The sequence below is a fragment of the Streptomyces sp. NPDC048506 genome (assembly GCF_040651315.1).
GTDB lineage: Bacteria > Actinomycetota > Actinomycetes > Streptomycetales > Streptomycetaceae > Streptomyces.
This window is the reverse complement of sequence record NZ_JBEZIX010000002.1, coordinates 202,843-211,575: the sequence shown is the minus strand read 5'-3', so window position 1 is coordinate 211,575 and position 8,733 is coordinate 202,843. Positions and strand designations below refer to the sequence as shown.

6 protein-coding genes and 1 pseudogene are annotated in these 8,733 nt (G+C 71.3%); 4 read left to right on the top strand and 3 right to left on the bottom strand.

All coding sequences use genetic code 11. From position 1 onward, the window contains the following. Nucleotides 1-157: 157 nt before the first annotated feature. A complete protein-coding gene (locus AB0C96_RS02360; protein WP_362912788.1) occupies nt 158-1,081 on the bottom strand; it encodes an ABC transporter permease subunit in 924 nt (307 codons plus the stop codon). Further along, the gene (locus tag AB0C96_RS02355; protein WP_362912786.1) at nt 1,071-2,135 is read right to left on the bottom strand and encodes an ABC transporter ATP-binding protein; all 1,065 of its coding nucleotides are present in this window, start codon (nt 2,133-2,135) and stop codon (nt 1,071-1,073) included. Before AB0C96_RS02355 ends, AB0C96_RS02360 begins: the two co-directional genes overlap by 11 nt. Nucleotides 2,136-2,394: 259 nt before the next feature. On the opposite strand from AB0C96_RS02355, the gene AB0C96_RS02350 reads away from it, so the two are divergent. The 4 genes and pseudogenes from AB0C96_RS02350 (at nt 2,395) to AB0C96_RS02335 (ending at nt 7,338) form a co-directional block, all read left to right on the top strand. Continuing rightward, on the top strand, nt 2,395-3,261 hold the full coding sequence (locus AB0C96_RS02350; RefSeq protein WP_362912784.1) for a M24 family metallopeptidase: 867 nt from the start codon (nt 2,395-2,397) through the stop codon (nt 3,259-3,261). Beyond that, on the top strand, nt 3,258-5,240 hold the full coding sequence (locus AB0C96_RS02345) for an SDR family oxidoreductase (protein WP_362912782.1): 1,983 nt from the start codon (nt 3,258-3,260) through the stop codon (nt 5,238-5,240). Before AB0C96_RS02350 ends, AB0C96_RS02345 begins: the two co-directional genes overlap by 4 nt. A gap of 120 nt (nt 5,241-5,360) precedes the next feature. Then, nucleotides 5,361-6,180, top strand: a pseudogene (locus tag AB0C96_RS02340) (metal-dependent hydrolase). A 30-nt stretch (nt 6,181-6,210) separates the two neighbouring features. After that, nucleotides 6,211-7,338, top strand: coding sequence for a MerR family transcriptional regulator (locus AB0C96_RS02335; protein ID WP_362912781.1), 1,128 nt, complete (start codon nt 6,211-6,213; stop codon nt 7,336-7,338). Nucleotides 7,339-7,381: 43 nt separating this feature from the next. Here the strand turns inward: AB0C96_RS02335 and AB0C96_RS02330 are convergent, their stop codons facing one another. After that, complete coding sequence (locus AB0C96_RS02330; protein ID WP_362912780.1) at nt 7,382-8,731, bottom strand: carotenoid oxygenase family protein; 1,350 nt, start codon at nt 8,729-8,731, stop codon at nt 7,382-7,384. Nucleotides 8,732-8,733: the final 2 nt, after the last annotated feature.

Genomic DNA, 8,733 nt, shown 5'->3' with positions numbered 1-8,733 from the left:
CAGCGCGCAGCGGTTCCTGCCGGGGTGGTGGCGGGCGACGGCGACAAGAAGGGGCAGCGCGCAGCGGTTCCTGCCGGGGTGGTGGCGGGCGACGGCGACAAGAAGGGGCAGCGCGCAGCGGTTCCTGCCGGGGTGGTGGCGGGCGACGGGCGGGCGCTCACAGTCCGGCCTTCCGGTACCGCCGCATCAGCAGGGCGTAGCTGCCCGCGATGACCGTCAGCGTGACGAGGAGGTAGACGAATCCGGCACCGGTCGACGGCACCAGGCCGTTCGGGAAGGAGCTGGTGCCGCCGAGGAAGGTCGACTGGACCCCGTCGATGAGCGTGATGGGGGAGAACAACCCCAGCCAGCCGACGGCGGATTCGCTGCCCTGGACGAAGGCGATCCCCTGGACCGCGCTCACCGCGCCGTAGGGAATGGTCAGTACGGCGATCACCGCGGCGACGCCGAAGCCGCGGCGCGGGGTGAGGGCGGAGATGACCAGGCCCACCCCGGCGAACAGCAGCGACAGCAACACCACGGAGACCAGGCCCTGCGCCAGGCCCTTGGTCTGGTCGAGGAAGTCCAGCTTCGCCAGCAGCGCCCCGACGTAGAGGATCAGCAGCGGGGTCGCGGTCAGGATGAACAGGGCGCTGGCCATGGCCGCGAACTTCGCCGCCACGTAGTCACCGCGCTCGATGGGGCGGGAGAAGTAGAGCGGTATGGACTTGAAGCGCAGGTCCCGGGAGACCGACTGCGGCGCCTGCGCGGCCAGATAGAGGCCGATGACGGCCTGGAGGAAGATCGCGTAGCGGGTGTAGCCGACCGGGAGGCTGCCGGCCTTGGTGAACACCGTCACCGCGACCATGATCGCGGCGGGCAGGCACATCACCGCGAAGAGCAGCATCGGCAGCACCTTGCTCTTGGCCGAGCGACCCAGGCCGTAGGCGCCGCGCAGGCTCTGCGAGAACAGCGACCGGCGGGCGTAGCCGCGGCCCAGGCGGGGGCCGTCGTAGTGGCGGTAGCCGATGTTGTGGATGTACGCCCCGGCTTGGGCGCCGCGTGGCGCGGCCGCTACGGAGGTCGTGGGTTCAGACGGCATCGTGGGCGCCTCCGTCCTGGGTGGCGTACGCGGCGCCGGGGGCGCCTGTGGTGGCGGGGGTGACGGGCGTGGTGTGCGTCTCGTCCTCGTCGTGGAAGACCTCGGCGATCCGGTGACGACGCTGTTCCATCCGGACCAGCCCGAGCCCGAGCCCGGCGACGGTGTCCCGCACCAGGTCGTACGTCTCCTCACCGGCCGCCTCGACGAAGAGCAGATGGCCGGGCGAGGCGAGACCCTCGGAGCCGGCGGTGCCGGTGCTCACCGCGACACCGGCACCGGTCAGGGCCCTGCGGAGCGCTTCGGCGCCGTCCGGGTGTGCGTCGGTGTCCGTGACCTCTACCGCCAACGAGGTCGTGACCTGCGTGAACTCATCCGTGGAGGAGGAGCGCAGCAGCTTGCCGCCGTCGATGACGACGACGTGGTCGCAGGTGCGTTCCAGCTCTCCGAGGAGGTGGGAGGTGACCAGGACCGAGATGCCGAAGTCGGTGTGCACGCGCCGGATGAGGCCGAGCATCTCGTCCCGGCCGGCCGGGTCGAGGCCGTTGGTGGGCTCGTCGAGGAAGACCAGCTGCGGGTCGTGGACCAGCGCCTGGGCGAGCTTCACCCGCTGCTTCATCCCCGTCGAGTAGCCGCCGATCGGGCGGTAGCGCTCCTCGTAGAGGCCGACGTGGCGCAGGGTGTCGGCGGTGCGCTCGCGGGCGGCGGTCGGCGGCAGGCCGGACATCCGGGCCATGTGCACGACGAATTCGGTGGCCGAGACGTCGGGCGGCAGGCAGTCGTGCTCGGGCATGTAGCCGACCCGTTCACGGATGGTGCCGCCGTCCTTCGTCACGTCCAGGCCGAGGACGTGCGCGGTCCCCTCGGTGGCCGGGGCCAGTCCGAGCAGGATCTTGATCAGAGTGGACTTGCCGGCGCCGTTCGCACCCACCAGGCCCGTTACGCCGGGGGCGATGTCAACGGAGAGCCGGTCCAAGGCGGTCACCCGCGGGAACCGCTTGCTCAGGCTTTCGGTCACGATCACAGTCACGTCATCGACGGTAGTGGCGCCCGCCACACCGGTCGTCAGACCAGACGATGGGATGTGCCTCCCCCTGCGGTATTACGGCCCGTAGGGGTTCTCCTGCTTCGAGCTGCCCCGGCATCAGGGTCGGGCGGCCGACGTGCACACCCTTGGCGGCGTGCACCCCTTGGCGGCCTGCACACCCTCGGCTGCGTGCACACCCCTTGACGTAGCCGCCGGTCATTGTCACATTCATCAGTGTCAAGTTACGGGCACGTACCGCGATGAACTGCTCACGGACGGACGGTTGGCGATGGCCTCAGTCACCTCAGCGACCTCAGCAGCAGCCGGAGCACTCAGTGCCGAGCTAAGGGGGTTCAGGGAGGTCCAGCGGCTCGCCTACGCCTGCGCGGAGGCGGTGGCCGCCCAGCTCAAGCCCGGGATCACCGAGCGCGCGGCGGCGCGGATGCAGCGCGAGTGGCTGCGCGAGCGCGGCGTGCGGGACTGGTTCCACCTGCCGTTCGCCTGGTTCGGCGACCGCACCGCCTTCGTCGACTTCCGCATACCGCTCCAGTTCTTCCCCACCGACCGCGAGCTGGAACCGGGGATGTCCTTCATCCTCGACATGGCGCCGGTCCACAACGGGTTCACCGCCGATATCGGCTACTCCGGCTGCCTGGGCCTCAACCCCGTGCACGACCGACTGCTCACCGACCTCGAAGCGCACCGCGAGCTGATCCTGCGCGAGGTGCGCGAGCGGCGCCCGCTGCGGGAGATCTACGAGGACGTCGACCGGCTGATGGTGCGGCAGGGGTACGCCAACCGCCACCGCGCCTACCCCTTCGGCGTCATCGCGCACAAGGTCGACCGGGTCCGGCAGCGCCGCTGGTCCCCGACCCTCTTCGGGTTCGGCACCCAGGCCCTCAAGGGCCTCGCCTCCGATGTGCTGCACGGCCATCGCGAGGGCTGGTCCCCGCTGTGGAGCCCGTACACCTTCTCCGACCATCCGCCGCAGCCGGGGCTGTGGGCGGTCGAGCCGCACCTCGGATTCCGGGGCACCGGCGCCAAGTTCGAGGAGATCCTCGTCGTCACGGACTCCAAGGACCCGCAGGAGAGCGCCTTTTGGCTGGACGACGATCTGCCGCACGTGCGGCGCTGGCAGGAGGAGAAGGCCGCATGAACACGGGACGCGGACGGGACGGCGGACGGGACGAGGGCCGGGAGCAGGGCGTGCGCAGGGGCGAGGAGCAGGGCGTGGGCAAGGGCGGGGAGCAGGGCGTGGGCAAGGCCGGAGACCGAAGCGCGAGCGGGGCCCGCGTTCCGGACCGGGGGCAGGGTCGAGGTCAGGGTCGAGGTCAGGGGCGGAGTCAGGGCCGGGGTCAGGGCTCCGGGCTGGGTACGGGCCTGGTGGGGGCGACGGAGCGCTGGGTGCGCACCGGTGGCGTCGAGCTGTGCGTCGCGGAACTCGGTGACCCGACCCGCCCCACCGTGATGCTGGTGCACGGCTACCCGGACAGCAAGGAGGTGTGGTCCGAGGTCGCCCGCGGTCTGGCCGAACGCTTCCACGTCGTGCTCTACGACGTCCGTGGCTGCGGCCGCTCCACCGCCCCGCAGCCGCTGCGCGGCGGCTTCACCCTGGAGAAGCTGACGGACGACTTCCTGGCCGTCGCCGATGCCGTCAGCCCCGACCGCCCGGTGCACCTCGTGGGCCACGACTGGGGCTCGGTGCAGTCCTGGGAGTTCGCCACCGTGCCGCGGACGGAAGGCCGGATCGCCTCCTTCACCTCCATGTCCGGCCCGTCCCTGGACCACTTCGGCCACTGGATCAAGCAGCGGATGGTGCGCCCCACCCCGCGGCGCGCCGCCCAACTCCTGGGCCAGAGCGCCAAGTCCTGGTACGTCTACCTGCTGCACACCCCCGCACTGCCCGAGCTGGCGTGGAAGGGCCCGCTCGGCAAGCGGTGGCCGAAGATCCTGCAACGGGTGGAGCAGGTGCCGGCCGGCGACTACCCGACCGCCTCGCTGCCGACCGACGCCGCCCACGGCGCCTGGCTCTACCGCGACAACGTGCTCCCTCGACTCCGCCGCCCCCGCACCGACGCCTATGCGCACTGCCCGGTCCAGCTCATCACGCCCACCGGTGACGCCTTCCTCTCCCAGCGGCTCTACGACGACCTGGAGCAGTGGGCACCCCAGCTGGTCCGCCGCACCCTCCCGGCCAAGCACTGGGTGCCCCGCACCCGCCCCGACCAACTCATCTCCTGGATCACCGAGTTCGTCACCGCCAAGGAGGAGGGGGACCCGGCCAGGCGGGTCGCGGCGTCCGGTCAGTACGCCGACCGGTTCGGCGGACAACTGGTGCTGGTCACCGGGGCTGCCAGCGGCATCGGCCGGGCGACGGCATTCGCCTTCGCCGAGGCCGGTGCGCGGATCATCGCCGTCGACCGGGACGTCGAGGGCGCGGCACGGACCGCCGACATGTCCCGGCTGATCGGTGCACCGCAGGCCTGGGCGGAGGCCGTGGACGTCACGGACGAGGCGGCGATGGAGAAGCTCGCCGACAAGGTCGACGCCGAGTACGGCACCGTCGACGTACTGGTGAACAACGCGGGCATCGGCCTGTCCGGCTCCTTCCTGGAGACCAGCACCGAGGACTGGAAGAAGGTCCTGGACGTCAATCTGTGGGGCGTCATCCACGGCTGCCGGATCTTCGGCCGGCGGATGGCGGACCGCGGACAGGGCGGCCACATCGTCAACACCGCCTCGGCCGCCGCCTTTCAGCCGTCGAAGATGCTGCCCGCCTACAGCACCTCCAAGGCGGCGGTCCTGATGCTCAGCGAGTGCTTGCGAGCCGAGCTGGCCGGCCGGGGCATCGGCGTCTCGGCCATCTGTCCCGGGCTGGTCAACACCAACATCACCGCCACCGCCCGTTTCACCGGTGTCTCGGCCGAGGAGGAGAAGCGCCGCCAGGCCAAGGCCGCGCGGATGTACGGGCTGCGCAACTACCCGCCGGAGAAGGTCGCCGACGCCGTCCTGCGTGCGGTGGTGCGCAACCAGGCGGTGGTCCCGGTCACACCCGAGGCCCGTGGCGCGCATCTGCTGTCCCGCTTCGCCCCGCGCGCCCTGCGTGCCCTCGCCCGCATCGAACCGAAGCTGTAGCCGCAAGCCCAGGGGCCTGGCCTCGGGCCACGGGCCTTGGCATTGGCCCTGGCCCTGGGAGGCCCAGCCGTTTGGGCCTCCCTCCGAAACCAGGACAACTGCGCACGTCAGGAGCCGCGCATGAGTACCTCACACCCCCAGGAGCAGCAACCCTCGGACGAGAAGGGGCAGTACGAGAGCGGGCAGCACTACCCGATCGCGCCGCGCCGGGTCTCGTTCGACTGGCGTGAGACACCGCTGCTCTGGATACCCGAAGAGCCCACCGCCACTCACGTCATCAACGTCCTGCACCTGCTGCTGCCGGCCGGCGAACGCTGGTTCGTCAAGGTATTCAAGGAGGCCCTCCCGCTCGTCCGGGACGAACAGCTCCGCAAGGACGTGAAGGGCTTCATGGGCCAGGAGGCCACCCACAGCGTCCAGCACGCCTCTGTGCTCGACCACTTGGCCCACCAAGGGCCTGGACACCAGTCGCTACACCCGGCACGTCGACTTCCTCTTCGAGTACCTGCTGGGCGAGAAGCCGCCCATGGGGTTCCCGGTCCCCCAGCGGGAGTGGCTGCGCTTCCGGCTCTCCCTGATCGCCGCCATCGAGCAGCACACCAGCGGCGAGGACCCCGCCCGCTATGCCCGCCGGCTCCTGGGCATGGCCGTAACAGCCCCCGTCCTGACCTATCTCTGGGTCTGCGGCGCGATCTACCTCCTGCGCCACGACCCGCAGCTCGCCGCCCCGTCCCGCTACTCGTTGCGCGAGCACAACCGCGCCGTCCGCAAGGGGCTGCTGCCCTCCTGGCGCGAGCTGGGAGCGGCGATACCGCGCTATCTGCGGCGGTCGTACCATCCCTCGCAGGAAGGGTCGCTGCGCACGGCCGTCGCCTATCTGGCGTCCTCCCCGGCCGCGCGGGCCGCGGCGGGTGCGGTGGGCCGCGCGGCCGTCTCGTAGCACGGCGGCCATCTCGTGAGGAGCACCACAGTGACCGAGCAGCCGCCGACCGCCGAACACCGCACGGCCGCACACCACGCCCTCGAATACCGCATCGAGGACCTGGCCCACCTCAGCGGCGCCACGGTCCGTACGATCCGCGCCTACCAGGACCGCGGGCTGCTCCCCCGCCCGGAGCGCCGCGGCCGGTCCAACGTCTACGGTGACGCCCATCTGGCCCGGCTGCGCCAGATCGCCGATCTGCTCGACCGCGGTTACACCCTGGTCAGCATCAAGGAACTCCTGGAGGCCTGGGACGCCGGCCGCGACCTCGGCGGGGTCCTCGGCCTGGTCGCCGAGATCGACGGGCCCTGGAGCGACGAGCAGGCGTCCCGGATCAGCCGCGCCGAACTGGACGCCGCCTTCGGTGGCACCTCCGACGAGGCGGCGGTCGCCGAGGCCATCGAGCTGGGCGTCCTGGAACGCGTCGCCGGCCGGGACGACGAGTTCCTCGTGCCCAGCCCGCAGGAGCTCGCCGTCGCCGTCGAGCTCCACTCCGCCGGCGTCCCGCTGTTGGCGATCTCCAGCCATCTGCGGGAGCTGCGCGGCCAGGTGGAGCACATCGCCGCCCGTTTCCTGGACTTCACCACCGAGTACGTCTTCCAGCCGTTCCTGGACCACCCGCCCAGCGAGGTCGAGGCAGCGGAGGCCGCCGCGCTCGTCCGCCGGCTGCGTCCGCTGGCCCAGCAGACCGTCGACGCGGAACTGGCACGCGCCATGCGCACCTTGGCCACCCGCTACCTCCGGCACCACCTCAGCGAGGCCCTCCCGGTAGAGGAGCGGAGGGCCTCCGCCGGGGCAGGTGTCCAGGCCGACGAGGTGGGCCGCGTCCCCCGGCCGCAGACCGCCGCCGGCCCCCCGGCCGTGCCGGTCCTCCCGACCGCCGCCGAGACGATCGCGGCCCCTCGTACCGCGACCGGCTCGGCGACTGGCCCCTCGGCAGCGGTGGTGCTCCCGACCGAGGCGGTACGGGCCGTGCAGGCCCTGGTGGGCGCCGAGAACACGGCGGCGTTCATCACCGCCGCCGCCCAGCGGGAGGTGCAGGCCCGCACGATGGACGCTCTGGCATCGCGCGGGCCCGGCGCCGACGGCTCGGCGCCCGACGCCCCGGGGGCTTAGTTGGCCGACGGCTCCGATACCCCCGGAGGCACTCCTAGGTTGATCAACTCGTCGGGTCCGGAAGCCAGTTGCCGTGGAAGCCGTATGGCACGCGCTGCGGAAGACGGACCGTGGCGACCGGGTCGGCGGATATGTCCTCGGCGTCGAGGACGACCAGATCGCTGGTGTCGGTGGTGGCGTTGTAGACGTAGGTGATCAGCCAGCCCGGCCCGCCGGGACGGTCGTCCGCCGGGGCGAACACCGCCTCCCCGGGAGTGCGCCCCGGACCGAAGTCGTGCCGGACCACGGCTCCGGTCTGAAGGTCGTAGCGGAGCAGGGCGCCGGGTATGTGGCCGGTCCCGGGGAGTTCGCCGGCCATGCCGTGGCCGTAGCGGGCCGGAAGGCCGGTGAGGCGGTCGTCCACCCGCGGGAACTCACAGAGCTGGTCGTCGAGTTGCTCTTCGACGACCGTGCCGGAGGCGAGATCGATCGTCCAGCGCCAGAGGCAGGGCGGGGTCGTGCCGCCGAAGTCGGCGTAGCGGGAGACGTGCAGGACGATGCGCTGGTCGCCGTCGTCATAGGCGTTGAGCGCATGGAAGACGTAGCAGGGGTCTATGGGCAACCAGCGGACCTCGCCGTAGGGGTCGTCGCGGCGCAGGACGCCCAGTCGGGCGCCGTACTCCCGATCCCAGCGGTACGGCATACCGGGGTGGCTGCGGTCGAAGACGAGCGGGAGGTCCATGAAGACGACATGACCTGCGGTCAGATGGAAGTCGTGCATCATCGTGTGCGCCGGGACGTCGATGGGGCGGCTGATCACCAACTCCCCCGCAGCGTCCGCGCGGTGATAGGTGAGGTACGGCGGGGTGTCGCCGCCGTAGCCGAAGAAGTGCAGCTCACCGGTCGTGGGACAGGTCTTGGGGTGGGCGGTCATGGCCGTGGTCAGCCGGCCGCCGAAGTCATGGGCTCCGATGGTCTCCAGCTCATGGCCGGGACGGCAGTCGATCTCGTACGGGAACGACGACTCGACCAGTGCGAGGGTGCGCCCGGCGTGCCGGACGATATGGGTGTTGGCCACGCCCGCGGCGAGATTGACGCGACCCTGCGCATCCCGGACCGGCACACCGTCGGTGAAGGTGGCGGTACGGACCCAGCGGTTGCGGTAGGAGACCGCCTTGCCGCCCTCCAGACGCAGGCCGTGCACCATGCCGTCCCCGAAGAACCAGTGCGGAGTGGCGGCGTCCCGCGGGTTGGGGCCGTTGCGCAGGAACCAGCCGGTGAGCTCCGGCGGGATCGTGCCCGTGACCGGGAGGTCGTAGGCGGTGAGCTCGTCCTTGACCGGTGCGAAGTTGCCGGCCATGTGCGGTACGGGCGCGGTGGATTCGGTGGCGGTGCTCGGGGATGTGGTGCTCATGA

Bases quoted from the DNA above. Each gene is read 5' to 3' on its own strand.
- AB0C96_RS02350 (WP_362912784.1), top strand. From the start codon at position 2,395: ATGGCCTCAGTCACCTCAGCGACCTCAGCAGCAGCCGGAGCACTCAGT.
- AB0C96_RS02330 (WP_362912780.1), bottom strand. From the start codon at position 8,731: ATGAGCACCACATCCCCGAGCACCGCCACCGAATCCACCGCGCCCGTA.
- AB0C96_RS02345 (WP_362912782.1), top strand. From the start codon at position 3,258: ATGAACACGGGACGCGGACGGGACGGCGGACGGGACGAGGGCCGGGAG.
- AB0C96_RS02360 (WP_362912788.1), bottom strand. From the start codon at position 1,081: ATGCCGTCTGAACCCACGACCTCCGTAGCGGCCGCGCCACGCGGCGCC.